Annotated in this window: 29 protein-coding genes, 5 tRNA genes and 2 pseudogenes; 29 read left to right on the forward strand and 7 right to left on the reverse strand. The window is 68.6% G+C overall.

Going from position 1 to position 25,109, the window contains the following annotated elements; genetic code table 11:
* From LZP97_RS27440 to LZP97_RS00080, 17 genes and pseudogenes are all read left to right on the forward strand, one after another.
* Positions 1-186 (forward strand): type II toxin-antitoxin system PemK/MazF family toxin, encoded by a 186-nt coding sequence (locus LZP97_RS27440; RefSeq protein ID WP_442792847.1) that lies wholly within the window; start codon positions 1-3, stop codon positions 184-186.
* Between the two features lie 140 nt (positions 187-326).
* Positions 327-500: pseudogene (locus LZP97_RS27235) on the forward strand (type II toxin-antitoxin system PemK/MazF family toxin); the annotation flags it as partial.
* Positions 501-1,826: 1,326 nt separating this feature from the next.
* Positions 1,827-2,117: a hypothetical protein gene (locus LZP97_RS00010; protein WP_234574935.1), complete on the forward strand. Its 291-nt coding sequence runs from the start codon at positions 1,827-1,829 to the stop codon at positions 2,115-2,117.
* Between the two features lie 11 nt (positions 2,118-2,128).
* On the forward strand, positions 2,129-2,527 hold the full coding sequence (locus LZP97_RS00015) for a hypothetical protein (RefSeq protein ID WP_048772434.1): 399 nt from the start codon (positions 2,129-2,131) through the stop codon (positions 2,525-2,527).
* The gene (locus LZP97_RS00020) at positions 2,524-2,724 is read left to right on the forward strand and encodes a hypothetical protein (RefSeq protein WP_048772431.1); all 201 of its coding nucleotides are present in this window, start codon (positions 2,524-2,526) and stop codon (positions 2,722-2,724) included. Before LZP97_RS00015 ends, LZP97_RS00020 begins: the two co-directional genes overlap by 4 nt.
* A complete protein-coding gene (locus LZP97_RS00025; RefSeq protein WP_234574936.1) occupies positions 2,721-3,149 on the forward strand; it encodes a hypothetical protein in 429 nt (142 codons plus the stop codon). Before LZP97_RS00020 ends, LZP97_RS00025 begins: the two co-directional genes overlap by 4 nt.
* Before the next feature lie 37 nt (positions 3,150-3,186).
* Positions 3,187-3,660, forward strand: coding sequence for a hypothetical protein (locus LZP97_RS00030; protein WP_152693007.1), 474 nt, complete (start codon positions 3,187-3,189; stop codon positions 3,658-3,660).
* Positions 3,588-3,926 carry a DUF7240 domain-containing protein gene (locus LZP97_RS27445; RefSeq protein WP_442792846.1) on the forward strand — a complete coding sequence of 113 codons (339 nt, stop codon included), beginning with the start codon at positions 3,588-3,590 and terminating at the stop codon, positions 3,924-3,926. Before LZP97_RS00030 ends, LZP97_RS27445 begins: the two co-directional genes overlap by 73 nt.
* Before the next feature lie 33 nt (positions 3,927-3,959).
* The gene (locus LZP97_RS00040) at positions 3,960-5,990 is read left to right on the forward strand and encodes a hypothetical protein (protein WP_234574937.1); all 2,031 of its coding nucleotides are present in this window, start codon (positions 3,960-3,962) and stop codon (positions 5,988-5,990) included.
* Positions 5,936-6,958: a hypothetical protein gene (locus LZP97_RS00045; RefSeq protein ID WP_234574938.1), complete on the forward strand. Its 1,023-nt coding sequence runs from the start codon at positions 5,936-5,938 to the stop codon at positions 6,956-6,958. The genes LZP97_RS00040 and LZP97_RS00045 overlap by 55 nt, the downstream gene beginning before the upstream one ends.
* Before the next feature lie 6 nt (positions 6,959-6,964).
* Complete coding sequence (locus tag LZP97_RS00050; RefSeq protein ID WP_048772421.1) at positions 6,965-8,251, forward strand: hypothetical protein; 1,287 nt, start codon at positions 6,965-6,967, stop codon at positions 8,249-8,251.
* 3 nt (positions 8,252-8,254) lie between these two features.
* Positions 8,255-9,586, forward strand: coding sequence for a hypothetical protein (locus tag LZP97_RS00055; protein ID WP_152693006.1), 1,332 nt, complete (start codon positions 8,255-8,257; stop codon positions 9,584-9,586).
* Positions 9,583-10,068, forward strand: coding sequence for a hypothetical protein (locus tag LZP97_RS00060; RefSeq protein WP_048772415.1), 486 nt, complete (start codon positions 9,583-9,585; stop codon positions 10,066-10,068). Before LZP97_RS00055 ends, LZP97_RS00060 begins: the two co-directional genes overlap by 4 nt.
* Before the next feature lie 36 nt (positions 10,069-10,104).
* The gene (locus LZP97_RS00065; protein WP_048772412.1) at positions 10,105-10,743 is read left to right on the forward strand and encodes a DUF7172 family protein; all 639 of its coding nucleotides are present in this window, start codon (positions 10,105-10,107) and stop codon (positions 10,741-10,743) included.
* A 24-nt stretch (positions 10,744-10,767) separates the two neighbouring features.
* Positions 10,768-11,385 carry a DUF7172 family protein gene (locus LZP97_RS00070; RefSeq protein WP_152693005.1) on the forward strand — a complete coding sequence of 206 codons (618 nt, stop codon included), beginning with the start codon at positions 10,768-10,770 and terminating at the stop codon, positions 11,383-11,385.
* The gene (locus LZP97_RS00075; RefSeq protein WP_152693004.1) at positions 11,382-12,644 is read left to right on the forward strand and encodes a hypothetical protein; all 1,263 of its coding nucleotides are present in this window, start codon (positions 11,382-11,384) and stop codon (positions 12,642-12,644) included. Before LZP97_RS00070 ends, LZP97_RS00075 begins: the two co-directional genes overlap by 4 nt.
* On the forward strand, positions 12,644-13,078 hold the full coding sequence (locus tag LZP97_RS00080; protein WP_048772407.1) for a hypothetical protein: 435 nt from the start codon (positions 12,644-12,646) through the stop codon (positions 13,076-13,078). The genes LZP97_RS00075 and LZP97_RS00080 overlap by 1 nt, the downstream gene beginning before the upstream one ends.
* A 2-nt stretch (positions 13,079-13,080) precedes the next feature.
* Here LZP97_RS00080 and LZP97_RS27240 read toward each other — a convergent pair whose 3' ends face one another.
* From LZP97_RS27240 to LZP97_RS00090, 4 genes and pseudogenes are all read right to left on the reverse strand, one after another.
* Entirely contained in the window at positions 13,081-13,215 is a 135-nt protein-coding gene (locus tag LZP97_RS27240; RefSeq protein ID WP_267966277.1) for a hypothetical protein, read from the reverse strand.
* A gap of 393 nt (positions 13,216-13,608) precedes the next feature.
* A complete protein-coding gene (locus LZP97_RS00085) occupies positions 13,609-13,884 on the reverse strand; it encodes a DUF4352 domain-containing protein (RefSeq protein WP_234574934.1) in 276 nt (91 codons plus the stop codon).
* 321 nt (positions 13,885-14,205) lie between these two features.
* Positions 14,206-14,304: pseudogene (locus tag LZP97_RS27450) on the reverse strand (DUF2510 domain-containing protein); the annotation flags it as partial.
* 111 nt (positions 14,305-14,415) lie between these two features.
* Positions 14,416-14,676, reverse strand: coding sequence for a hypothetical protein (locus LZP97_RS00090; RefSeq protein WP_048772405.1), 261 nt, complete (start codon positions 14,674-14,676; stop codon positions 14,416-14,418).
* Positions 14,677-14,756: 80 nt separating this feature from the next.
* Between LZP97_RS00090 and LZP97_RS00095 the strand changes: the two genes are divergently transcribed.
* From LZP97_RS00095 to LZP97_RS00110, 4 genes are read left to right on the forward strand one after another with little or no spacing between them, the layout of a single operon-like run.
* Positions 14,757-16,142: a peptidoglycan DD-metalloendopeptidase family protein gene (locus LZP97_RS00095; protein ID WP_082170367.1), complete on the forward strand. Its 1,386-nt coding sequence runs from the start codon at positions 14,757-14,759 to the stop codon at positions 16,140-16,142.
* Positions 16,142-16,540: a hypothetical protein gene (locus LZP97_RS00100; RefSeq protein ID WP_048772402.1), complete on the forward strand. Its 399-nt coding sequence runs from the start codon at positions 16,142-16,144 to the stop codon at positions 16,538-16,540. Before LZP97_RS00095 ends, LZP97_RS00100 begins: the two co-directional genes overlap by 1 nt.
* Positions 16,541-16,548: 8 nt before the next feature.
* Positions 16,549-17,019: a hypothetical protein gene (locus tag LZP97_RS00105; protein WP_048772400.1), complete on the forward strand. Its 471-nt coding sequence runs from the start codon at positions 16,549-16,551 to the stop codon at positions 17,017-17,019.
* The gene (locus LZP97_RS00110) at positions 17,016-17,399 is read left to right on the forward strand and encodes a hypothetical protein (RefSeq protein ID WP_048772397.1); all 384 of its coding nucleotides are present in this window, start codon (positions 17,016-17,018) and stop codon (positions 17,397-17,399) included. The genes LZP97_RS00105 and LZP97_RS00110 overlap by 4 nt, the downstream gene beginning before the upstream one ends.
* A gap of 73 nt (positions 17,400-17,472) precedes the next feature.
* On the opposite strand, the gene LZP97_RS00115 is transcribed toward LZP97_RS00110, so the two are convergent.
* Positions 17,473-17,548: transfer RNA gene (locus tag LZP97_RS00115), tRNA-Lys, on the reverse strand.
* A 229-nt stretch (positions 17,549-17,777) separates the two neighbouring features.
* Between LZP97_RS00115 and LZP97_RS00120 the strand changes: the two genes are divergently transcribed.
* The 5 genes from LZP97_RS00120 (at position 17,778) to LZP97_RS00140 (ending at position 18,994) form a co-directional block, all read left to right on the forward strand.
* The gene (locus LZP97_RS00120) at positions 17,778-18,431 is read left to right on the forward strand and encodes a TetR/AcrR family transcriptional regulator (protein ID WP_017680903.1); all 654 of its coding nucleotides are present in this window, start codon (positions 17,778-17,780) and stop codon (positions 18,429-18,431) included.
* Positions 18,432-18,529: 98 nt separating this feature from the next.
* Positions 18,530-18,602 (forward strand) — tRNA-Glu (locus tag LZP97_RS00125).
* Between the two features lie 57 nt (positions 18,603-18,659).
* Positions 18,660-18,733 (forward strand) — tRNA-Asp (locus tag LZP97_RS00130).
* 37 nt (positions 18,734-18,770) lie between these two features.
* Positions 18,771-18,847, forward strand: a tRNA-Phe gene (locus tag LZP97_RS00135).
* 71 nt (positions 18,848-18,918) lie between these two features.
* Positions 18,919-18,994, forward strand: a tRNA-Asp gene (locus LZP97_RS00140).
* Positions 18,995-19,050: 56 nt separating this feature from the next.
* Here LZP97_RS00140 and LZP97_RS00145 read toward each other — a convergent pair.
* Positions 19,051-20,736: a class I adenylate-forming enzyme family protein gene (locus tag LZP97_RS00145; protein ID WP_048772394.1), complete on the reverse strand. Its 1,686-nt coding sequence runs from the start codon at positions 20,734-20,736 to the stop codon at positions 19,051-19,053.
* The gene (locus LZP97_RS00150) at positions 20,733-21,701 is read right to left on the reverse strand and encodes a cyclase family protein (protein WP_048772392.1); all 969 of its coding nucleotides are present in this window, start codon (positions 21,699-21,701) and stop codon (positions 20,733-20,735) included. Before LZP97_RS00150 ends, LZP97_RS00145 begins: the two co-directional genes overlap by 4 nt.
* 349 nt (positions 21,702-22,050) lie before the next feature.
* On the opposite strand from LZP97_RS00150, the gene LZP97_RS00155 reads away from it, so the two are divergent.
* From LZP97_RS00155 to LZP97_RS00165, 3 genes are read left to right on the forward strand one after another with little or no spacing between them, the layout of a single operon-like run.
* On the forward strand, positions 22,051-23,289 hold the full coding sequence (locus LZP97_RS00155) for a glycosyltransferase family 4 protein (protein WP_026137807.1): 1,239 nt from the start codon (positions 22,051-22,053) through the stop codon (positions 23,287-23,289).
* Entirely contained in the window at positions 23,289-24,020 is a 732-nt protein-coding gene (locus LZP97_RS00160) for a class I SAM-dependent methyltransferase (RefSeq protein ID WP_017680902.1), read from the forward strand. The genes LZP97_RS00155 and LZP97_RS00160 overlap by 1 nt, the downstream gene beginning before the upstream one ends.
* Positions 24,007-25,107: a hypothetical protein gene (locus LZP97_RS00165; RefSeq protein ID WP_017680901.1), complete on the forward strand. Its 1,101-nt coding sequence runs from the start codon at positions 24,007-24,009 to the stop codon at positions 25,105-25,107. The genes LZP97_RS00160 and LZP97_RS00165 overlap by 14 nt, the downstream gene beginning before the upstream one ends.
* Positions 25,108-25,109: the final 2 nt, after the last annotated feature.

The following is a 25,109-nucleotide window of genomic DNA, read 5'->3' on the forward strand; positions in this document are numbered from 1 at the left end:
TTGCCGAGTGGGTGGACGAGTCCCACGACCTCGCGGAGGTATTCCGCGACGACTGACCGATCTGGGATTGGTGACTGGCATCCTTGGAGGACCGACACGAACCCGCCGCGCCGGGGCGAGATCTACTGGGCCGACCTCGATCCAGCTCGCGGGTCTGAACAGGCGGGCCATCGGCCTGTGCGGTGATCAGCTCCCGGACGCGTTCAACAAACACATGCGCACAGTTGTCACCGCCGCGATGACGTCGAAGGTGAAGGACTCCCGTACAGGAAGGGCGCGCCGGTGTCGGTGTACCTGCCGACGGGGCAGCCGATGGAGAAGGAAGCGCGGTGCTCGCATTCCAGATCACCACCCTCGCGCGCGAACGCCTCGAGGACTACGGAGGGGAACTGACCCCCGAGCAGATGCGCGAGGTCGATCGCGCGCTCGCTGCATCGTTCGGACTCGCGAGTTGGTCGGGTCACCCGATACCGAACGGCCGCAGCAAGCCCAGCAGATAGTCAGAAGGAGTCCGCTCCGGGCGTTTTCCAGAAGGCCGGTGTGTGTTGCGAACCATGCTGGTGGCGCGGTGTTCTCGGCCGTCGGTACCATCGCGGTCGGCGCCTCGAAAACGAGTGCAGGACCGGGCGGTGCTGGAATACCAGGCCAGGGCCTTACCGCCCCGACGCGGGGATCCGTTGCGGGACGTGCAGATCATGGCCCGGCACTCCGACCCTCATGACCAGCCGCTATGACCGGGCCCGACACAACCTCGCCCGACACGGGAACTACGTGCTCGCCGCATACCTCGGCGGCGCCGCGTAGGCGTAGTGGGGTCACCCCGGGCACCTACCGTCGCGCGCATGATGGCAGGTCGGGATGCCTGGGGGTGCCCCATGACGTGTGACTGGCCCGTCGATCGCACCTGCCTCCCGACCATCGCGGCACTACCCGACACGCCGACCCCGGAGCAGGTCGCCCAATTCGAAGCCGACCACCTTCGGATGCAGGCCGCGGTCGACTCCGCCGTCACCGTGCTGTGGGCGCTCACCGGCCGCCGATTCGGCGCCTGCCCCGTCGTCGCCCGCCCCTGTCCACGCCGCCCGGATCCGATCACCGGGTGCTGGACGCCCGGCATCGGGTTCATGCCATCCTCGACGCCGGGTATGGCGCAACGTCGCCCTCGCCGCCGGCACCTGCGACCGGCCGGGCCGAACGTCATCGACCTCCCCGGCCCCGTCCAGGACGAGTCACCACCGTCACCGTCGACGGTGTCGTCCTCGCCCGGACTCGTACGAGCTGCACGGTGACCGGTTGTACCGCGCCGGCGGTCAGTCGTGGCCGGGACAGGATCTGTCGCTGCCACCCGGCGCCGCAAGGACGTGGTCGGTGGAGTACCTGCGCGGCACCCCTGCCCCCTGCCGGGGCTGCGCACGCCGTCGGGCAGCTCGCGGTCGAGTTCTGGAACGCCTGCTCCGGCGGTAAGTGCCAACTGCCGCGGCGCGTCACCTCCATCCCCGGCCGGCAAGGCGTGACCGTGCAGAAGGTCGGCCCTGACCCCACCGACCTGATCTCCGCCGGACAGACCGGCATCCCCGAGGTCGACCTGTGGGTGTACGCCCTGAACCCGAACAAGCTCGCCGCCCCGCCGCGGGTCATCTCTCCGGATGCGGCCGCGATGAACTCCCACCAGCGGCTGCTGCGGCTGGTCGCGATCACCCTCGGAGAGCTGCGCGCCAGTTCGTCGACGACCCCGCTCGGCGGAAAGACGAACGAGCCGATGTTCGCCCCGGGTGCGTTCTACGCGGCCGACACCTACGACTACGACGGCTGCGCGAGGACAACCGGTGGTGAACGTGGTGCGGATCTACCCGACCACCGGCCGCGGCGGCGGACCGCTCGACGAAACCGCCACCAGCGTGCCGTGCGGCACGGTGTGGGCGGCGATCCTGCAGATCGGCATCGTCCGCTGCACCTCCGTCATGGACGAACGCGGCAACGTCGGCGACCCCGCAGACATCCAGAACGAAGCACTGGTCCTGCTCGACGACGCGGCCCGGCTGGGACGCATTCGAACCGGAGGGGCCGGACGGCGGACTGGTCGGTGGCCGCAACCCGCCCGGTTCCAACTCGCATAGGAGGCATACCCATGGCGCAGGTGTTGATCAAGGGAAGGATCGCCACCGTCGAGCTCGGTGTGGGGGAGGAGACGGTGGTCGAGCACACCGCCCGCATCGAGCAGCTTGCCGAACTCGGCTACATCCGCATCGTCGGGTCCATCGCCGGCACCCACACACCACCACCGGCGTCCCTGGCCCCCGCAGTGCAGGCGGCGGCCGACGACAAGGACCCGGTCGACCCCGAGGTCGAAGCATCCGCCACCGAGAGTCTCGCGGCGGACGGCGAGGTGCCTCCGCGGTCGGGCCGCGGCTCCCGCCTGACCGCCTGGCAGCGATTCCTCGACCATCGGGACATCACCTACCCGGCCGACGCGACCCGCGACGACCTCGTCGACCTGTGGGGCACCCACCTGCAGGATCAGTCGTGACGCTCGAGGAGCAGATCACCGACTGCCTGCTCCGGCTCCGCCGCGCCCGCACCGAACACGCCCGCATGCTCGCCCGGGGCGCCGGCAAGAATCGGATCACGGAGGTCGCCGACGCCGTGAAGCTCCTCGACGACCGTCTCGACACCCTGCTCTCCCGCGTCCCCCGCACACCGATCGAACAGGCGGTACCGGCATGAGGATCCATCTCGACTACGACGGCGACTACAACCAGGACGACGCCGCGCTGCGCCAGTGGTTCGTGCGGGAGGTCGGGGCCAAGACCCAGCGCGCCACCCGCAACACCATGAACCAGGCCAAGACCAACGCCCCCGTCGACGTCGGCACCCTGCGCAACTCGCACCGGCAGGACCCGGTGCGGATCGCGGGCTGGATCATCGACTCCGCGGTGGCGGCGACGGCGCGGCACGCGCTGTGGGTGCACGAGGGCACCGGCCCGCACCCGATCCGGCCGCGCACCAAGAAGGTGCTGTCGTGGAAGGGCCCCGGTGGTCGGGTGTTCGCCCGCTCGGTGATGCACCCCGGCACGACGGCGCGGCCGTGGCTGCTCAACGCGGCGCGGGTTGCGGCTGGAGCCGAGGGGTTCTCGGTCACCGAATCCTGACGCGGGGTCGTCACCTCGGGGTCGCATGATGCGCGCCATGACCACCACCCCTGAGAACGGCATCGAACTGGAACGTGAGCTCGCGAAGATCTCGGCCGAGCGTGAGGCCCTGGAGAAGCGCGAGGCCGAGCTCGCGGCCCGCACCGGCGGCGACACCCCGTCGGCCGACACCCATCCGGACACCGACAGCGCGGACGACGGCGACGACGAGGAGGCGCCGCCGTGGCCGCACGACACTGTCGAGTTCGCCGGCGAGACCTGGGAAGTGCGCTACCCGACCACCGACGCCGCCCTGGTGTGGAACATGCAGGTGTCCAAGCACGCCCCGGCCTCGGTCCGCAACGACGCACCGATGGTGTTCCTGTCCAAGCACATGTCCGAGAAGTCCCTGGCCCGGATGCTCGAGCGGCTCGCCGACCCGGACGATGCGGACTTCGGATTCGACAAGCTCGACCAGCTGCTCACCACGCTGTTCACCGGGGAGACCTCGCGCCCTACCCAGCCGTCGTAGCCCTCGCCCAGGCCACGACGGAGCAGTGGCCCCCGCTGCGTGCCCGCATGGTGCTCGCCGGGATCCACGACCCGCTGCGCATGCTCGGCTTCCACCAGCTCCTCGACGTCGTCGAACAACTCATCCTCGAGACGATGGCGCCGGAGGAGCGGCAGAAGTACATGCGGCAGATGTATCCGCCGCCACCGATGCCGGATCCGGACACCGATACTCCGCCGCCGGGGTGGAGCCGGGAGGACGAGATGGCCGCGTTCACCGACGGGTGAACGCGGCACCCTCACCTCGTACCGTCCGCGGCCATGACGACCGTCGGCGAAGCGAAACTCAAACTCTCTGCTGACGGTTCGTCCCTGCCCGCCGAGGTGCGGGCCGCGGTCGCCGCCGCGCTGCGCAACATCAACGAGACCCTCAAGGTCGAGGTCGACGCGGACGTTTCCCGCTTCGAGTCGAAGATGGCGACGGTGCTGCGGCCCCGCGAGGTCGACGTCGATGTCGATGTCGACCGCACCGCGTTCGACCGGTTCCTGCGCGACATGGACCGCGCCGACAAGGAATTCGTCGTGCGCGTCGCGTTGCTCGGCGACACCGACGTCGGGGACCGGTTCTCCGATCAGAGCATCGGGGTGCGGCTCGACATCCAGAACGCGGGGGCGTTCAACGCGCAGATGGCCACCCTCACCCGGCCACGGCAGGTCGACGTCAGCATGAACGTCGACCAGTCGCAGCTCGGGGCGTTGGCCGCGGTGCAGAATCGCACGGTCGACATCCGCGCCAACCTGACCAACGCCGGGCAGGTCGAGGCCCAACTCGCGTACCTGACTCGGCCGCGGTCGGTGAACATCGGTATCGACGTCAACCACTCTCAGCTGCAGATGCTCACCCAGATGCTGCAGTCGCTGACCAACCTCGGCGGGTCTCTCGGCGGCGGCGCGCTGTCGTCGGTCGGGTCGATGCTCGGTGGCATCGCTTCGGCTGCGACCTCGGCAGTCGGGGCGATCGCGATGGTCACGACCGCGGCCTCGGCGGCGGCGGTCGCCGCCGGCGCGATCCCCATCGCCCTGGCCGGAGCCATGGGTGCGGTCACTGCCGCCGCCGGTGCGATGTCTGCAGCGATCACCGGCGGCATCGCGGGGTTCATGGCGTGGCAAGGCGTACTCGCCGACGACCGCGTGTACGACAACATGATCGCCAACCTCGACAAGGTCAAGCAGCGATTCTCCGAGATCGCTGAGCGGCTCGGACCAGCCCTGACCAGGATGTTCGATTCGCTGCCGGGAGTGTTCGACCGAATCGCCCCCTCGTTGGAGCGGATCACCGACGGTGTCTCCGGCCTGATCGACCACTTGACCGGCAAGCTCCCGGAGATCGCGGATCAGCTCGGCCCCGCGCTGGAGAAGGCCTTCCAGGCCGGTGTGCCGCACATCAAGAACCTGATCGACAACCTGCCGCGGCTGACCGAGGCGTTCGGCAACTTCATGTCGAAGTTCGGCGACCCGGCCGTGGTCGAGGCTGCGAACCGGGTCTGGCAGAAGCTGCCCGGCATCCTCGAGAGCGTCGGCGACGCCATCCCCGCCGTCGCGCAGGGCTTCTCGGACCTGATGGGCTGGATCGACGCCGGCAACCTCGACCCGTTCATCCAAGGGTTCAAGGACCTGTGGGCGGAGCTGTCCTCGGCGGACTGGTCCGGCACCATCGATTCGATTGCCAACCTCGCCAACACGTGGGGCGAGTTCATGTCCAGCATCGACGGGCAGTCGGTCGCCGACGGCATCACCGCGGTCGCGACCGCGTTCGACGCTGTCCTCAACGCGGGCATGGCCGTGAAGAACACCCTGGACGGGATCTGGGACGTCATCTCCCCGAAAAACGTCATGGGCGAGATGCGTGAGATGGCGCACGCCATCCTGGGCATGCTCAAGGACACTTTCGGGAATCTGCCGTTCATCGGGGACGACATCTCCAAGGCCATCGACGGGGCGCTGCAGAAGCTCGGGCCGGTGAAGTTCAAGGCCACCCCGGAGATCGACAAGGTCGGCGTCGAGAAGCTCGAATCCATGCCGGGTCCGAAGATCAAGGTGGACGTCGAGCCGCAGTGGCATGGTCTGACGACGAACAAGCCGCCGAAGGTCAAGGTGGACATCGAGACCGACAGTCACAAGATCCCGGTCGAGGTCGACGTCAAGCCGTTCAAACTGGATATCCCGCCCAAGGCCAAGGTGATGGTCGACGTCGAGTCCACCCCTTCAAACTCGACATCCCGCCGAAGACGAAGGTCATGGTCGACGTCGAGCAGACCGCCGGGTTCAAGCTCGACGTGCCGCCGAAGGTGAAGGTGATGGTCGAGCCGGACGGCTCGGGGTTCTTCAACTTCGCGCCGCCGCAGCCGCCGCCGGTGAAGGTCAAGGTCCTCGCCGACACGGCCGGGTTCTCCGCGGATATCGATTCGAAGACCAAGGTCATGAAGACCGTGACGATCCCGATCGCCTACGGTCCGCTGCCCGCCGCGCCGCAGATTCCGACTCCGCCGACGGTGCCGGTTCCGCTGCAGTTCCAGGTGCCGCCGATGCCGGCGATCCCCTCGCCACCGCCGGTGCAGGTCCAGGTCCACACTAACGCGGACGAGGTCACCGGGAAGATCAACAGCATCCCAGGGTCGAAGGTCACCGCGCACACGGTGACGTCGAACGTCGGCGCGGTGATCGGGCAGATCGCGTCGATGCAGTCCGGCACCAGCTCGTTCCATTCGGTGTCGTCGAACGTGGGGGCGGTGGCGGCGCAGATCTCCTCGCTCAACGGCCGCAACACGAGCTCGACGCACACCATCCGGGTCGTCGAGACCGGCAGTGGTAAGCGGATGGAGGACGGCGGGTTCAACTTCCGCTCCTACGCGGCCGGGGGAATCACGGCGCTGGAGAAGTACGCGAACGGCAAGCTGCCGTCGGCGGCGACGATCATGCGGCCACGGCGTCGGCTGATCCAGTGGGCCGAACCCTCGACGAAGGGGGAGGCGTTCATCCCGCTGGCCCGGTCCAAGCGCGCCAGGTCGCTCGACATCTGGGAGCAGACCGGTCAGATGCTCGGGGCGTGGGATCAGGTGTATGCGTCGATGGCGGCGCGCGCGGCGGGGGCGCCGTCGCTGGCACCCTACGCGATGGCGGCGGCCGGTCTGGGCAACGCAGGAGGAGTCGGAACGAACCGGACCGAGGTGCACGCGCCGATCACGATCCAGGCGGCGGCGCAGCCGGCGACCACGGGGTGGGCGGTGCAGTCCGCGCTGACCTCCCGGCTGAGAGGGTAGAGGGAGATGGCGTACCGAGGCCTGTTGTTCTACGGCGACACGGAGCTGATCAACTCCCGCCGCACCGTCGCGCACATCCTCAACGGCGTGAGACCGCTGTCGTTGGAGGTGCGGCACGACGACTCGTGGCCCCACACGGCGCGGCTGCTTTCGCACGCGCCGTACGTGATGCCCGACGAAGCACCATGGCACACCCCTGGCAATCCCGACTCGCTCGAGTTCGCCGGGGTGTGGCCGATGTCCGTCGACGGCCTCGACACCTCCACCTTGTCGCGGGAGATCGTCGAAGGGCTCGGCGACGGAGCCACCACGGGTGTGACCCGTTTCGGGTCGAAACAGATCACGATCACCGCGCTGCTGGTGGCGTCGTCCGCGGCCGGTGCGGAGTTCGGGTTGCGGTGGCTGACAGAACGGCTCGCCGACGCCTCGGAAGTCGGGACCGGGACGTCGTTGCGGTTTCTGTCCGCCGCCCCCGAACTCGATCCGAATCTGACAGGTGTGGCGACACGGGCAGCGATGGCCGGGCGGTGGCGGACGCTGTACCAGGTGGTGACCACGGCGCCGCCGACGGTGACAGGCCGGTTCGGATTCACCCGGGGGCAGGACACCCAGGCATCGGTGTTCGCGGTGTCGTGGACGATGACTGCGCTGATCCCGTACGTCTTCCACGACCCCGTCGTCGCGATCGCCGGCTCGTCGTTGACCGGGATCTTGACGTCGACTCCGACCTGGACGGTCGCGGTGGACGGAGAATGCGACGGCGACTGCACGGATACCGGTGCAGCAGTGCTGTTCGATCCGGACGCTGCACCGGCGGCGAGGGTGGTGCGGGAGCTGACGACCGTCGGTTCGGCGGGGGTGTGCGTCCCGCTCGAATCGAAACGGATCGCGCAGGCGTTGCCGGCGGACACGGGCCGCGCGGCGCGTCCGGATGTGGTGCGGGTGGCGGTGACGACTGGTGCGCAGGTGGCGCGGGGACTGCGGCTGCAGATCGTCCCGGGCACAGGCATCGAGGCGTGGGAACTGGCGGAGCGATGCGGCGCGCTCACCGAGATCGGCATCTCCTACATCCCCGCAGGGTCGACCCTGACCCTCGACGGTGCGACCGGCACCGCATGGTGCGACACCGCCGATGGCCGTATGGACGCGGCCGCGGTGGTGCGGGGAAGTGGTGGCGCGCCGTGGCGCTTCCCGCTGCTCGACGACATCGGCAGCTACGGGGTGTTGCTCGATACACCGGCGTCGCTGACCGAGTTGACGGTGGATGTGTGGACGATCGCGAGGGAGTCGTAGACGATGTCGGGGTTGCTCGGGGCTGTGTCGCAGCGCGTCACGTTGACCGACTACGCGGGGGTGTTGCTCGCCGAGATCCCGGCATCGGACACCGCCCGGGTGGAGTGGACTCGCGAATCGCGGTCGGTGTCGGTGGCGTCGACTGCGGTCGTCGCCACCGACCAGGTGGCGCGGGATGTAGAGCCGTGGGTGCATCGGCTCAACGTCTGGCGCGGTGAGCAGCTCGCGTGGACAGGTCCGGTGATCCGCACCGCGGCAGTCGGTACGAAGTTGACTGTGGCGGCAGCCGACCCGGGGGTGTGGTTCGAGCGCCGCAAGATCAAGCGGGGCCGACTGTTCTCGAATACCGATCTGTCGATCATCGCGGCGCAGATCATCGAGGACGCTTTCGAAGGCGACGACCCGGACCGCATCGTCGACCGTATGATCGTCGCCCCGACCGGTGTCTTCAGCTCGGTGACCATCACCCCGAATACCCGATATGTCTCCGAGCAGCTCGCTGACCTCGCCGACCTCGGGTTGGTGTGGCAGTTCGTGGCCGGGGTGCTCATCGTGGGTCCGGCTGTCGAGCAGATCGAGCTCGCGTCCCCGTTGGGGGATGAGCACTTCTCCGAGCCGGTCACGGTGATCAAGGATGGGTCCAAGACGGCGACGTCGGTGACCGTGCTCGGCACCTCGTCGTCGGCGACGGTGGGGGTAGACCCCTCGGAGGATCCGGGGTTCGGTCGGATTGAGCGGATCGTCAAGGCGGACACCGCCGATTCGGTGCAGGCGTGCACGGTTGCGGCGTTGGACGAGTTGAACCGGTCGAAGGTCACCCCGCGGTCGGTCACTGTGTCGGACGCAGCGAGGTTGTCGTCGAGCGCGCCGGTGCAGCTCGGTGACCTGATGCCGGGAGTGCGGATCCCGATCGCGACCACATCCACCGGCATCGACCTGGGGAGTGTGATGCGGCTGCAGACGGTGCGGTCGATCGCCCAGTCCGGTACCGAGTCGATCATGATCACCGTCGAGGACGCGCCGCCGCCGCGCAGCGAGACGGAGATCGCCGAGATCGCGCCGACCTCGTCGTCGCCCTACACCATCGTCACCTCCGGCGGCCCCATCGTGTGCCAGCAGGTGTGGGAGCCGACCGGTGGGTTCATCGGTGCGCTGCTCGGGTGGGGAAAGTGGGTCGAAAAGTGCACGAAGGACGGCAAACCCGTCACCCGAAGCGGCAAGGAGGAGGTCGATACGCTGCCGGCAACGAAACGCTATTCGTACACCCTGTACGTCTCGGTCGGAACCAGACCCGACTTCTACATCAACTGGGAACTGCGGAAGGTGGAATCGTGACCGAACCGATCGATGCGGCGCCGATCGATGCGGCACTGACCGCCCCGGCACCCGCCGCGGGCTCGGGTGTGACCGATCAGGACGCGAAGACCCTCGAGGACATGGCGAACCGCCTCGGCAAGCTGGAGCGGTCCACCGTGGTGCGAATCAACGAGTGGGCGCTGACCCAGGAGTACGAGACGGTTCCGCTCAACGGGCTCACCGCAGGATCTGATCCGCAGCCGCAGGTCGTACTCAAAGCCACCAACGTGACCACCGGGGAAGGGGAGATCCTGGTGCCCCCGGCGGCCACCCAGGAGTGGATCGCCTATATCGAGGCGCTGATCGAACAGAAGTACGCCGCATTGTCGTCGTCGCTGTCGTCGTTGGCGTCACGCGTGTCGTCCCTCGAATCGAGGATGTCGACGGCCGAGTCGGACATCAACGATGTGGAGTCGGATGTCCGCGGCGTCGAGCGGGACGTACGGAGTTGCTGCTCGTAGGCGGTGCGGCACCGGGGGTGCGTACGGTGCGCAGCCATGGTGAATGTGTGTACCTCAGAACAGTTCACCGAGGACGGCGGCATCCTCGGGCTGTCACCGTTCGCGTTCGCAGCGCCGGTCGCGCAGACGACCGCGACGTCGACCGGAGACGGCACGATCACCGCCCACCCCGGCGCCGGCGGCCGCGCCCTGATCGACGCGTCGCTGCACTGGGCCAACACCTATCCGTGCCCCGTGCGGGTGCAGCCGATCCTCCGGAAGCAGCGGCGGGCACTGTCGGCGACAGCCTCGAATATTCTCGTGGTGCGGGACCGGGCGACCACGCTGGTCGGGACCGACGCGCCCGGAGTCCCGATCACCGCGGTGGACCCGGATCCGACGGCGGTGTTCGACTCGGAGTGGGGTGGCGGCAACATCGTCGGCGCAGCCGCGACCGGTGATGCGACACCACGGGTGGAAGTCAACAGGTTCGCGCCGCAGCAAACCGTGTTGCTGCAGATGGTGTCTGTCGGGGCGGGCGAGTCGATCTCGGTTCGCTTCAAGGCCCGGATGTACATGCCCTATGGTGCCGGGGCTGCCGGCACCTTCCATCCGTCGACCGACGCGAACGACGTCAACAGCATCGCGGTGCTCGGGACGAGCATCGAGTTCGTGGCATACCCCACTGCCCTGTAGTGAGAATGGGAGGCAGTCGTGGCGATGATCTGCAGTAGCCGTCAGTTCACTCACAGTGCGGCGGGGGTGATGGGTCTGTCGATGCATGCGTTGCCGCGGCAGGTGGCGGTGGTTCAGTCCGATTCCGGTGGCGACGGTGAGCTGAAGTACCCCGACGATCAGGGCCGGGTCCTGGTAGACCAGGAGCTGCACTGGGCCAACACCTATCCGTGCCCGGTGCGGGTGCTGCCGGTCATCAAGCGACGGTCCAGGTTGCTGCACACCACAGGATCGGTGCTGCTTGTGGTCCGTGAGCGTGTGACATGGTTCGTCGGCCAGGACCGAGAGCAACGGGTGCAGGCTGCTGATCCGGATCCGACGGCGGTGTTCGACTCGGAGTGGGGTGGCGGTGACACCGTCGGGTCGGCGGCGACCGGCTCGGCGGTGCCGCGGACGTATTCGTGGCTGCTCGACCCGGAGACGGTGCATCTGCTGCCGTTTGTCACGGTGCCGCAGGATCGGTCGATCTCTCTGCGGCTCCGCATCGCAGCATGGTTCCGACACTACGTTGCAGACAACGCCGAAGCCGACATCAACGAGGTGTGGGTGCGCGGCAACACCCTGTCCCTCCTGGCGTTCCCCGCCCCGGAGGAGACGACGTGAGTGCACCTATCGGTGGCACCCCGGTGAAGGTGCGGGGTCTGATCTCGCTGGCATGGTTGCAGCGTGGCGACACGACCACCATCGTGTGGGACGCCACGGCTGTCGAGCTGGTCAACGCCGGCTACCTGGAGATCCTCGAAGTCCTTCCCGTCGATCCGGGGGAGCCGGCCCCGACGGTCGCACAGTTGCAGGCTGCCGTCGTCGCGGCCGAGCAGGCCCGCGACGAGGCGGTAGCGGCTCGGGATCAAGTCGTCGTCGACCAGACAGCTCTCGCCGATGCCGTCGCCGATGCGGAGGACGCGCGCGACGCGGCACTCGGGCACGCCGGGACCGCGCAGACCGCGGCGGGTGAGGCGCAAACGTGGGCGGCGGCAGCCGAAGCCGTCGTCATCGACCAGATCCCCAACGCCTCGGCGTCGACGAAGGGCGGTCTCCGCCTGACCGGGGACCTCGGCGGCACGTGGGATGCCCCCACCGTCCCCGGTCTGACCGGGAAGCAGTCCACGTCCGAACGCAATCAGCCGAACGGATACGCCGGCCTCGACGGATCCGGCCTGGTGCCGGCGGTGCTGCTGCCGTCGTACGTCGACGATGTGCTCGAGCACGCCAACCTCGCCGGGTTTCCGGCGACGGGCAGTGTGGGAAAGATCTACGTCGCGTTGGACACCGGCCGCATCTACCGGTGGTCCGGCTCCGCGTACGTCGAGATCAGTGCCTCCCCGGGCTCGACCGATGCGGTGCCCGAGGGCTCGGCCAACCTGTACTTCACCGATGCGCGCGCCCAGGCGGCGACCGCGGCGGCGATCGCCGCGAAGTACACCAAACCCGCCGGCGGCATCCCGGCTGCTGACTTGGCGGCGGCGGTGCAGACCTCCCTCGGCAAGGCCGACACCGCGATCCAGCCCGGCAGCCAGCCGTACGACGTGACATTCGTGGCGCAGTCCGGCACCCGCAAGACCGGCGCCGGCGACGTCCCACTCGGGCTCAAGATCAAACGGCCGACCGGGGTGGTGTTCTCGGAGGTGACGTTCCGCTGCGAGACCGCGGATGCTTCCGGCAACCTCGTGGTCGAGGTCCGCAAGAACGGCTCCGCCACCGGCATGCCCGCCGCGACGATCGCCGCGGCCAGCCAGGTCGCCGGCGTCACCGTCACCGGGCCGTGGTCCTTCGCCGACGGTGACGTCCTGACCGTGCACGTCACCGGTGTCGGCACCACACCGGGCAAGGGCCTGGTCGCGGACTTCGAAGGACTGGCCTGATGCCGCACCTGTTCGTCCGCGGCGGCTCCGCACTGTCGGCGATGAAGGCGCAGCGCATCACCACACAGAACCTCGCCGCCGCGAGCGTGTACGAGAAGATCGTCGGTCTGGCCGCGGTCACCGGTACGCATCCGGAGACGGTGCTCGTCGACGACGAGTTCGAGGCCAATGGCAGCGGCTCGTGGCAGCTGGACGTGGCGATCACCCACAGCACCACTTCCTCCGGGACCGGGGTGCGGTTGCTGCGCAAGCCTGTCGGCGGCAGCTATTCGGTGCTGCAGACGTGGTCGATATCCGGGACGTTCCACACCGGTGTGTCCGGGTCGATCACCGTGCCGGTCGAACGTGGGGATCTGGTGCGCGTGGAGGCGATGCACGCCAACAGCTTCACGCGGGACATCACGAGTACCGTGCTGACCGCGACGCTCGTCTGAGGTCAGCGGCCGGTGTAGAGCAACAGAGTGCCGAGCAGGAGCACGATCGTGGTCACCGTCAGTAGAACGGCCGCACTGCGGGTCGATCCGGTATCCCCGAACAGCGGCTCGTGCTCACTCCACTTCCATCGCGACATGCGCTCAGTGTCCTCCGAATCGGACCTTTCGGACCAGCGTATTTCTGCTCAACTGAGAGGGACGCGCGGGCGGTGCTTCCCGGGCCGCGTGGCTCCACCGCCCGCGCCGCCGCGAACCCTACCTCCAATCGAACACATGTGCGAGAGTATTGAGCATGGGACCGTCAATCGAGCGTGCCCCGACGCGCTGCCCGAACGGGCACTGGCTCGGCCCTCGCACCGTCCTCGTGGGATGGGTGCCGTGCGACTGCACCCCCGGCGCGGGCGGCCACCGGGTCTACACCTGCCGCTCGTGCGACGTCACCATCGGACGCCCACCGCACGTCGGTCCTCCGCGGCCCGGCGTGCAGTGGGCGACTCTGCCGCCCTAGCCGAAGGCTCATCCGTAAGCGGTCACCGAAGCGGCACTTCGACCCCACCGGAGAACATCGAGTCGTGCAGTTCCAGGTGGGAGGGAACGGCGCCGCTGAGGACGTAGGTGAATGTCCCGGAAGCGGACTGCCCGGGGTTCAATGTCGCCAGGAAGAGCTCCGACCCGAGGTTGCCCTCCGGCTCGAATTTTCGGCCCTGAGTGTCGTATAGGTACTGCGCCGAAGTATTCATGAACTGCGGTTCGTCACCGATGTTCCGGACCGTGATGTGCGCCGTGGTTCCGTCCCAGGAGTTCACGACGAACTCGAACTTTCCGTCGCGGTACGGCCGCCCGATCCCTGCCGGTGCTGCCGGAGTCCGTGCAGTTGCAGCGGCAGTCGGGCTGGGGGCAGATGCCGGCGGGGTCGCCTGGAGCGGGGCGGGGGCCGCGGTCGTGGTCCTGGGGGCGGCTGCCGTTCTCGTGGTCGTTCGTGATGACGAGGATGACTCGTCGTCGCCGGCGTTCTGGATGAGGGTGACGAGGATGCCGAGGCCGGCGAGCCCGAGGACGATCCACAGTGGGATATAGGACTTCTTCGACGGGCGGGAAGGCGGAGGTGGAGGCGGAGGCGCCAAGACGCCTCTCGGTCGGGACTGTGGTCCCCACTGGGTGCCATCCCACCACCTCTCCATGTGGGGATTCTGGGGGTCCGAGTACCAGCCGGCCGGTGGGTTCATTCCTGTCCGTTCTCACGCATCTGTTTGGGAGAGGGTCGAACGGACTGCCCGGATTGTTACAGCGTGACCCTTGTTCACAGACAGCTGAGTGCACACGAAGTTCGGTCCGATTCAGCAGTCCTCGGGGTACTCGTCGATCGACGCGATGAACGCCCACTGCTCCTGCGGAGACAACGATGACCACTCCGGATCGTCGATCATCATGTTCCTGAGTTCACGAAGGGCGTCGCGGTCGAAGCACATCTCGTCGGCGAGTTCGTCCACCCACGAGTGCAGGGACGGGTCGGGTTCCGAAGTGGGTGTCCCCGCGGTGCCGCTGCAGGCTGCGAGCATGGCGGCGAGCGCGACGGTTCCCAGCGCGCGTCTGATCACGGCTGGATCGTACGGCCATCTCCGGCACCCCGGCCTCGTACGGTCGCGAATGACTCGGGACATCAGGGGAGGGAACACCGATGGCGCCACGGTACTGGCCACTGGCCCGGGGCCACATCATCACGTCGGGCTATGGACCGCGCTGGGGCACCTGGCACCGCGGTGTGGACTTCGGTTGGCCCGGCGGATCGGCCGGCCAGCCGGTGTACGCAGTGCAGGCCGGCACCGTCGTCTCGGTCGGATGGGACCCGTCGCCGGGCGGGTTCGGCCACTACCTCGACATCGACTCCGACGACTCGCAAGGCGCGAACCTGTGGGTATACGGCCACATCGTTCCCGAGGTGCAGCGCGGGCAGCAGGTTACGGCGGGGCAGCGCATCGCCCACGTCAACGGTGACCGGTCCACGAACGGAGGTGTCGACCCGCACTGCCACGTCGAGGTCCACAACCGCGTCCGCCAGCCGTTCGGCCCCGGTCGAATGGACCCGATGCCGTTCCTGCAGGGCGCGGCCTACCCGGCCGAGGCGTCCGCACCCACACCGGAGGTTCCTGTGTCCCGCGTGCTGTATGGCATCGACGTGTCGAACCACCAGCGTGAGTTCGACTTCGCTGCGGCCAAGCGGGAAGGGTTCGTGTTCGCCACCCACAAGGTCACCGAGGGTGGCGGCTATCGCGACCCGTTCTGGCCGCGTGCCCGCGAGCAGATGCGCGAGCACTTCGCGGGTCTGTTCGGCGGGTACGTGTTCTGTCGGCGCGGCAGCCACCCCGAACGGGAGGCCGACACGCTGCTGCAGCATCTCGGCGATTCGTCGATCCCGATCCAGCTGGACTACGAGGACACGATCGGCGGCGGCTCGCTCGAGGACATGTGGGCGCGGATCCACGCGATCCAGGTCCGCGGTATGCGGGTGTTCTCGGTGTACCTGCCGCGCTGGTTCTGGCGCGACCGCATGGGCTCACCGAACCTGGCCGGGATCCCGGCGCTGTGGAACTCGCACTACGTGAGCGGCAAGGGCTACGCCTCGACGCTGTACGAGACCGCGCCCGGCACCATCACCGCCGGGTGGGCCGGCTTCCATCCCGGCGGTCCGCCGGTGCAGATCCTGCAGTTCTCCGAGACCGCCCGGGTAACCGGGCAGCTGATCGACGTGAACGCGTTCCGCGGCACGATCACCGAACTCCGCGCACTGTTCGCGGGCGACACAGGGGGTTTCCTCATGGCACTGTCCGATGCCGAGCAGCGGCAGCTGTTCGAGGCTGTGTGTAAGCCGCGGCCGTCGCTGGTCGAGCCGGAGTTCCTCGGCGGCCAGCCGCCGGCCGAACTCGACTCCGCCACCTTCGCGCGCACCGCGGACTACCAGGCGTTCCACGCCGCCCGGCAGGCCGAACGGGCCGCGGGCCTGGTCGAGAAGCTGACCGAGCGGATCGCCCAGCTCGAGCAGCGCCTGGCGAACGGAGGCAAGTGATGCTGCAGAAGATCCACACGTCCTGGCCGACGATCCGGCAGGTCATCTACTCCGTCGCCGCCGCGATCTTCGGCGGGCTGACGCTGCTCGGGGTGTTCACCGACGCCGACGTGACGACCTACCTCGGGCACACCGCCACCGTGCTCACCGGCATCGGCACCCTGGTATACATCCTCGCCGGTCTCTACACCCCGAACCCGAAGGGCGCACAGCCCCCGACGATCCGTGACGGCACCGACACGCCGGTCGACTACCGGACCGCGTCAGTGGCACACCCGGGGCCTGGTGCCGTCGTCACCGAGACGCTCCGTGTCGCCACGGAGCGGGCACAGCAGCTCGCCCCCAGTGTCGGGCAGTTGCGCGCGGAGTTGGAGCGCCGCATTTCGGGGCGCGGGTAGCCCCGGCGATGCCGTATCGGATCGTGCGCGTCGTCGCGCGGCGGCTCAACGGGCGGCGGGGCCGGTTCCTGCTCGTGCATGCGGTGGTGTTCGCGGCGATCGGGTACAGCTACCTGATCGCCCCGGCGACCTCGACGAGGAAGGGCGCCTTCGCGTGGCTGCTCGACGCGCTGCCGCTGCAGGTGCTGGGCTGGCCGTGGCTGATCGCTGCGGTGGTCGCGGTGGTGTCGGCGGCGTCGTACGATCCGCCCCGCTCGGACCGGGCCGGGTTCGTCGCGATCACCTCGGTGCCGCTGCTGTGGGGGATGCTGTTCGGGTTCGCGTGGGTGGCCGGGTTCTCGCCGACGGCGTGGATCAGCGCGGTGACCTACATCGGGTATGCGCTGATCGTGATGGTGGTGGCGTCGTGGCCGAACCCGATCGACGTCGAGGTGATCCCGACGCCACCGCCTCCTCCGCCCTCGGGTGGTGAACGGTGACCGCGGCCTCGACGATGTGGGGGAGCGTCGGTGTCATCGTCGCAGCGTTGCTGACCTACCTGGGGGTGCGGTTCTCGTCCCGTTCGTCGGAGAAGGCGGCGCAGCACACCGTGCAGGCGGACGCCTACACGAAGGCGTTGACGATCTGGGAGACGAGCGTGGCTCAGTTGACGAAGGACGTGCAGCGGTTGTCTGCGGATCTGGAGACGGCGCGGCGGGATCTGGATGCGGCGCGTGCGGAGATCCGGGGATTGGTGGACAACCGTCAGACGTGGGAGCGGCGTGAGGCTCTGCTCGAGGCGCGGGTGCGGCGCCTCGAGCAGGAGCTGCTTGCGCACGGGGTGACGCCGCCGCCGTGGGAGCAGGCGACCGGGGCCTGACCGTTCTGCTGCATTTCTGCTGCACGTTCGGGTGGGGCTCTGCTCCTGTCGTCGTGTTCCGGCTGGTGAAGCGTGGTGCCCCCACCAGGGCTCGAACCTGGGACCTGCGGATTAAAAGTCCGTAGCTCTACCAACTGAGCTATAGGGGCGTGGGCGCACAGTCTAACTGCATCGCGCCGGTCAACAGTATCGGACGGCCGTGCCGCTCGAAGGCTCGGGTGCGCACCCCCTGCGGCGCACCCGAGCCGGATAAAAGCATACCACTTGGTGTGTTCTGTGCGAAGACGGGAAATGCCTGGCTGTGCGCGTGCCGGTCGCCCGGCGGCTACAGTGGCGATCGGGGGGACCGCAGGTCACGTTCGGAGGCACGAACCCCCCATGTCACGTCAGCAAGAGCGGGCGCGGCGCACCCGCGCGTCCATCGTCGAATCCGCGGCGATCGAATTCGCCCGGCGCGGATACGGCGCAGCCTCGGTCAACGCGATTCTCGAGCACTCCGGGGCGACCAAGGGCGCGATGTACTTCCACTTCGATTCGAAGGAGGAGCTCGCCCGGGCGGTGCTCGCGGAGGGCCTCGACCGTTATCGGGTGATCACCGAGCGGTGGCTGCACGCGCCGGGGCTGGATCCCTTCGAGCGGTTGCACGGCCTCGTCGGAGATCTCGCCGACGCCCTGCAGGGCGACGTCATCATCCGGGCCGAGTTCAAGCTCGTGACCGAACCCGAGTTCGACGCCGAGGCGAAGCTGCGCGGCAGCTCGGTGTGGGGAGCCGCCGGCCGCCGGCTGGCCGTCGAGGCGCGGGACGCGGGGCTGTTCCGTGCCGGCGTCGACCTCGAACGGTTCCTGGGTGTGCTCGGGGCGTGCCTGGCCGGCCAGCGCTACTTCCACGATCTCACCGCGACCGACGTCGACGTGCGGGCCCGCTTCGCGGAATGCCTGGACGTGTGCCTCGAGGCGACGGCCGCGCCGGAGTGGCTCGAGCGGCGGCGCGGGGCGCCGGAGTCGCCCATGGAGGGCGAACAATCGGCGTGACCTGCTGATTTGTGAATCCGGAAACCGGTGTCCTAAGCTATCCAAGCTCCCAACGGAACGCGAACCCGTTGAGGGTGCGGGTCGGAGTAATCCGGCGGGCCCCCTTCGTCTAGCGGCCTAGGACGCCGCCCTTTCAAGGCGGTAGCGCGGGTTCGAATCCCGTAGGGGGTACGCTTGCGGAAGCAGTATCGCCGCATGCAGTACGGTTTGACCACAAGTGAAGAGCATGGCCCTGTGGCGCAGTTGGTTAGCGCGCCGCCCTGTCACGGCGGAGGTCGCGGGTTCGAGTCCCGTCAGGGTCGCAGAGTTGGCAATTGGCATTCGGTTCGGGTGCCGTCCGGCCAGGTAGCTCAGTTGGTACGAGCGTCCGCCTGAAAAGCGGAAGGTCGCCGGTTCGATCCCGGCCCTGGCCACCACACAACTTCATACGGTAGGCCCACCGCCCGGCGGTGGGTTTTCTGTGGAAATCCCCTTCGGGGATGCACACGGCCCTGTGGCGCAGTTGGTTAGCGCGCCGCCCTGTCACGGCGGAGGTCGCGGGTTCGAGTCCCGTCCCAGGGTCGCTTCACGGCGAAGGCCCGGTCCCGACACGGACCGGGCCTTCGCCGTCCTGCCCGGTTCAGCCGCGGGCCCGGAGTTCCCTGCGAAGAAGCTTGCCGGACACGGTCTTCGGGATCTCGTCGATGATCTCCACCAGCCGCGGGTACTTGTACGCCGCCATCCTCTCCCTGGCGAAGGCGATCAGTTCCTCCTCGGTGACCGAGTGCCCCGGACGGAGGCTGACGAACGCCTTGACCGTCTCGCCGCGGTAGCTGTCCACCACCCCCACGACCGCGGCCTCGCGCACCGCATCGTGCTCGTAGAGCACGTCCTCGACCTCTCTCGGCCAGACCTTGTACCCACCGGCGTTGATCTGGTCCTTCTTGCGGTCGACGATGTAGAACCAGCCGTCGGCGTCCATGTACCCGACGTCCCCGGTGTGGAGGGCACCCCCGGGCAGCGCGGTCGCGGTCTCCTCGGGCTTGTTCCAGTAGCCGGCGACCACCTGCGGCCCCGACGTGACGAGCTCGCCCACCTCCCCGACGGGAAGGTCGTTGCCGTCCTCGTCGACGACCCGCACGACGGTGTCGAAGGTCGGGACTCCGACCGACAGGGCGCCGGAGGCCTCGTCCACCGGAGCCCGGGTGCCGAACGGAACTGCATGCGAGGGAGAGGTGGTCTCGGTGAGGCCGTAGATGTTGTGGATGTACGTCCCCGAGAACGTCTCGAACGCCGCGACGGTGCTCGGCGGTATCGGCGCTCCGCCGGAGAAGATCTTGGTCAGCGTCTTCAGCGACTCACCGCGGGCGCCGGGAACGTTCATCAGCGCGATGAACACGGTGATCGAGCCGACCGTGAACGTCGCCTGTTCCACCGCCACCGTTTCGAGGGTCACGCCTGGGTCGAGCCGGTACATCAACACCAGGGGCGCGCCTGTCAGCAGGGCGACAGCGATGTGCCCGACGAGCCCGGTGATGTGGAACAGCGGGGCGATGCCCAGCACGACGTCGTCCGCGCCGAGTCCCACCCATTCCCGGTAGGTGCGGGCATTGAACACCACGTTGCGGTGAGTGGTCATCGCACCCTTCGGTGGTCCGGTCGTACCGGATGTGTAGGTGAGGAACGCGATGTCGTCCGGGCCGAGGGCGTGCACCGGGACGGGCCGTCCCCAGAACTCGGCCAGGAGCGCCTGCAGGTCGAGAGTGCCGGGCAGATCGAGGCGTTCGATGCCGGAGAAGATCCGCTCGTCTCCACGCGTCTGGTATTCCAGTTCGGACGTGGTGATCACGATCCGGACGGCGGTGCCGGCGACGACGTGCTGTGCGACGTCCCGGTACAGCCCCTGGAGTGCAACGAGCACGGTAGCCCCTGAGTCCAGGAGGATTTCGCCGAGCTCGCGTTCCTTGTTCATGGGGTTGACGGAGACCGGGATACCGCCGGCCTTCCAGACACCGAGCTGCGCCACGACGAACTGCGGGACGTTCTGCAGGAACAGCGCCGCCCGCTCACCCGGGCAGAAGCCGTGGGCCGTCAGTGCGGCCGCGAACGCGTCGGACTGCTCGTCGAGTTCACGGCGGGTCAGACGCCCGTCGAAGTAGCGGATGATGTCCGCGTCCGGGTCGCGAGCGACGGTGGCGCGGAACATCTCCAGCGCGTCGGTGTACTCCGGCTCGATGTGGGTCGGCAGGCCCGGCGCGTAGCGCGCGAGCCACGGCTTGCTGTCGTAGACGCCCGTGTGCGCGTCGCGGGGTCCGGCTGCGCTCATCGGATGACGACCGGATTGACCGGGGCGCCCGTGCCGCCCACGACCTTCAGCGGGGCCGCGGTGTACAGGAAGGTCCAGCGGTTGTCGGCGGCGCACGCGTCGGCGAGGTCCTCGAGCCAGGCGATCTCGGTGAGGGCGACGCCGAGATTGCGCATGAGCGCGCAGTGCAGGGGCAGCGCCACGCCACTGGCCGGGTCGGTGGTCACCTCGTTGGCGATGGTGTCCGTGACCAGGTTGGGGATCTCCCGGTTCCGGAACCATTCGACGAGTCCGCGGCTGTACGTCAGGCCGGGTTCGCAGAAATCGGCGTAGAACTCGGTGGTGTCTTCGAGGCTGTACCAGTACTTCAGCCAGCCGGTACGGATCACGAGGATGTCGCGCGGCTCGATGGTCACGCCCTGGGCGGCGGCGGCCGCCTCGAGGTCGTTGTGGTCGAAGGTCTCGCCGGCGTCGAGCCACTCCTTGCCCCGGTGGCGGGCCATATCGATCAGGATCCCCCTGCCCACGACGCCCTTCTCGGCGATCGGCAGCACCGAGGCCTTGTCCATGCTGCCGACGGTGCTGCGCGCGTCGTATCCGTTCCAGAGTTTGCCGTCGTACCAGACGTGGCCGAGGGCGTCGTACTGGGTGGAGCCCTGCAGGAAGAGGGTGGCGGTGTCGTCGGCGTAGTGCAGTCCGCCGGGGAACTGCGGGGCGTCCTCGCCGTCCCACGACGATTCGTCGAGGGTGTTGCGGCGATCGATGCCGCTGCGGCTGGGCCACAGGGGATCGCCGGGGGCCTCCTTGCGGCCCATGTGGATCTGCAGGGTGAACACGTCGCCGGACTCGACCTCGGCTATTCCGCCGAGAACCTCCTTGGTGCCGAGGAAGTTCAGAGCTCCGATCTCGTCGCCGGCGCCCCAGCGTCCCCAGTTGCTGGGGGCGTCGTCGCCGAGCAGTTCGCGCATGGACGGGGCGTCGGACATACCGTCTCCTGTTTCGGGGGTCGAGGTGCAGTTGCCGCTCACCGAGCGTTCGTACGGTAAGCGTTCGCTTATGGTGTAGGTCACATCTCGAGGTGTCAACCCGCGGAGGACGAGGGCGCGCCGCCCGCTCGTGATGCGCACCGCAGAGCCTGGGCCGGTGTCGTCTCGGCGGGTCTTCGACGGCGGAACGGGTCGCCACCCTGTACGTTCAGTTTGCACCGGACCCGGTGCGGTTCCGGCGCTGATCCGCAGGGCGGAGCCGGGTCGAGCGTCGGATGAGAACATGTTCTAGAGTGAGTTCGATCTTCCGGACGGACGCACTCCGGTGACACGACGAACGAGGTGATCTGTGCGAGTAGCTCTGCTGTCGTACCGCAGCAAGCCGCACTGCGGTGGTCAGGGCGTGTACGTTCGACATCTCAGCCGCGAACTCGCGGCACTCGGCCACGACGTCGAGGTGTTCTCCGGGCAGCCGTATCCCGAGCTCGACGACGGGGTCACCCTGGTGAAGGTCCCGAGCCTCGACCTCTATCGCGACGACGACCCGTTCCGCTTTCCGCACCCGCGGGAGATCCGCGACGCGATCGACCTGCTCGAGCTGGGCACGATGTGGACGGCGGGGTTCCCGGAGCCGTTGACCTTCAGTCTGCGCGTGGCCCGGCTGCTGCGCGACCGGGCCGGGGAGTTCGACGTCGTGCACGACAACCAGTGCCTCGGCTACGGCTTGCTCCGGATCGCGGATGCGGGCCTGCCGCTCGTCGCGACCATCCACCATCCGATCACCCGCGACCGGGAGCTGGACCTCGCGAGCGCCCCGACGCTGCGCCGCAGGATCACGTTGCGCCGATGGTACGGATTCCTGCGCATGCAGGCCCGGGTGGCGCGGCGCATCCCGACCCTGCTCACCGTCTCGAAATCCTCCGAGGACGACATCCGTACCGCGTTCGACATCCCCGACGGGCGCTTGCGCACGATCCCGCTGGGAGTGGACACCGAGATCTTCGCCCCGCCGTCGACCGAACGCGTGTCCGGCCGCATCGTGTGCGTGGCCAGCGCGGACGCACCGCTCAAGGGCGTCGCCAATCTGCTCGAGGCGGTGGCGAAGCTCCGCACCGAGCGGCAGGTCGAGCTGGTGCTCGTCACCAAGCTGGCCGCGGGCGGCGTCACCGAGAAGCTGATCGAGCAGCTCGCCATCGGGGACTCGGTACGCACCGTCTCCGGGATCGACGACGGCGAGCTGGCCGGACTGCTCGGTTCGGCGCAGGTGGCCGCGGTCCCGTCACTCTACGAGGGGTTCTCGCTGCCCGCGGTCGAGGCCATGGCCTGCGCCACGCCGCTGGTGGCAAGTCGCGCCGGTGCGATTCCCGAGGTGGTCGGCGATGCGGGCATCCTCGTGCCCCCGGGTGACAGCGAACAGCTGGCCGCGGCGCTGGCACGGGTTCTCGACGATCCCGCCGAACAGGCCCGGCTGGGGTCGGTGGCGCGGGCCCGGGTGCTCGAGCGATTCAGCTGGGCGGCCGTGGCCGCCCGGACCGCCCAGGCCTACCGGGATACCGTTGCGGCCCAGGCAGGAAGGACCGAAGTCTGATGCTGACAGTCGATTTCGACCGGCTGGGGGTCGAACCCGGTGACCGTGCCATCGACATCGGCGCGGGCGCCGGACGGCACTCGTTCGAGCTCTACCGCCGGGGCGCCGACGTGGTGGCGTTCGACCGCAGCGCGGAGGACATGAAGGCCGTCGGCGACATGTTCGCGGCGATGGAACTCGAGGGCCAGGTACCCGAGGGAGCACTGGCCCGGGCCGAGGTGGGCGACGCCCTCGCCCTGCCCTACGACGACGAGACCTTCGACGTGGTGCTGATCTCCGAGGTGCTCGAGCACGTGCCCGAAGACGACCGCGCCATCGCCGAATTCGTGCGGGTGCTCAAACCCGGCGGCGTCGCGGCCGTCACCGTCCCGCGGTGGCTGCCGGAGCAGATCTGCTGGGCGCTGTCCGACGCGTATCACGAGGTCGAGGGCGGCCACGTGCGGATCTACAAGGCCGACGAACTGGCAGCGAAGCTGACGGCCGCAGGCCTGACGGTGCGCGGCCGGGACCACGCCCATGCCCTGCATTCGCCGTACTGGTGGCTCAAATGCGCCGTGGGCGTCGACAACGACGACAACCCCCTGACGAAGGCGTATCACCGTCTCCTCGTATGGGACCTGATGCAGGGGCCGTGGCTGACGCGCACGGCGGAATCGTTGCTGAATCCGGTGCTCGGCAAGAGCGTCGTGTTCTACCTCGAGAAGCCGACGGTTCCCGTTGTCGGCCGCTGACTTCCGCCCCGGCGGGGCACGGCACGCGGTTCCGGCCGTGCCGGGAGTGCTGTCCGAGGATCAGTGCCTGCGAACCGCCCGCGCGATCGCCGACATGCAGGAGTCCTCCGGAGCGATCCCGTGGTTCCCCGGTGGTCACACCGACCCGTGGGACCACATCGAGTCCGCGATGGCGCTCACCGCCGCGGGGTTGTTCGAGGAGGCCGAGGCGGCCTTCGACTGGTCCCGTCGGACCCAGCGGCCGGACGGCTCGTGGCCCATGCAGTTCCGCGGGGACGCCGTCGAGAACCACGACGCCGACTCGAACTTCACCGCGTACATCGCGGTGGGGGTGTGGCACCACTACCTCGTCACGGGCGACACCGACCATGTGGTGCGCTTGTGGCCGACGGTGCGGGCGGCCCTCGACCATGTGCTCGAGCTGCAGGCACCCGGAGGCGAGATCTACTGGGCTCGAGGCGAACACGGCACGGCCGACGAGGCTCTGCTGACGGGGTGTTCGAGCATCCACCACAGTCTGCAGTGCGGGCTGCGCCTGTCGGAGGTGGTCGGCGACCCCCATCCGGACTGGGAGGTCGCGTGGTACCGGCTCGGCCACGTGCTGCGACGGCATCCGGAGGCATTCACCCCCAAGCCGGAGTACTCGATGGACTGGTACTACCCGATCCTCGGCGGGGCGGTGCGCGGTGCGCCGGCCCGGCAACGGATCCGGGAGCGCTGGGACGATTTCGTGGTCGGCGACATCGGCATCCGCTGCGTCGACCACCGGCCGTGGGTGACGGGTGCCGAGACGTGCGAGCTCGTCCTCGCCCTGGACGCGATCGGTGAGGCCACGACGGCCCGGATCCTGCTGGCCGCCATGCAGCATCTTCGCGACCCGGACGGGTCCTACTGGACCGGAATGGTGTTCACGGACGGAAAGCGCTGGCCCGTGGAGAAGAGCTCCTGGACCAGCGCTGCGGTCATCCTCGCCGCCGACGCGCTCTCGCGCAGCACCGCCGGCAACGGAGTGTTCCGCGACGCCACCGCACCCGCCGGATGGGTCGCCGCCGAGAGCTGTCACGAGGACTGCCGGGTGACGGTCTGAGC

Origin of the sequence: Rhodococcus sp. DMF-1 (assembly GCF_021441945.1) — a bacterium.
Classification (GTDB): Bacteria; Actinomycetota; Actinomycetes; order Mycobacteriales; family Mycobacteriaceae; genus Rhodococcus; species Rhodococcus ruber.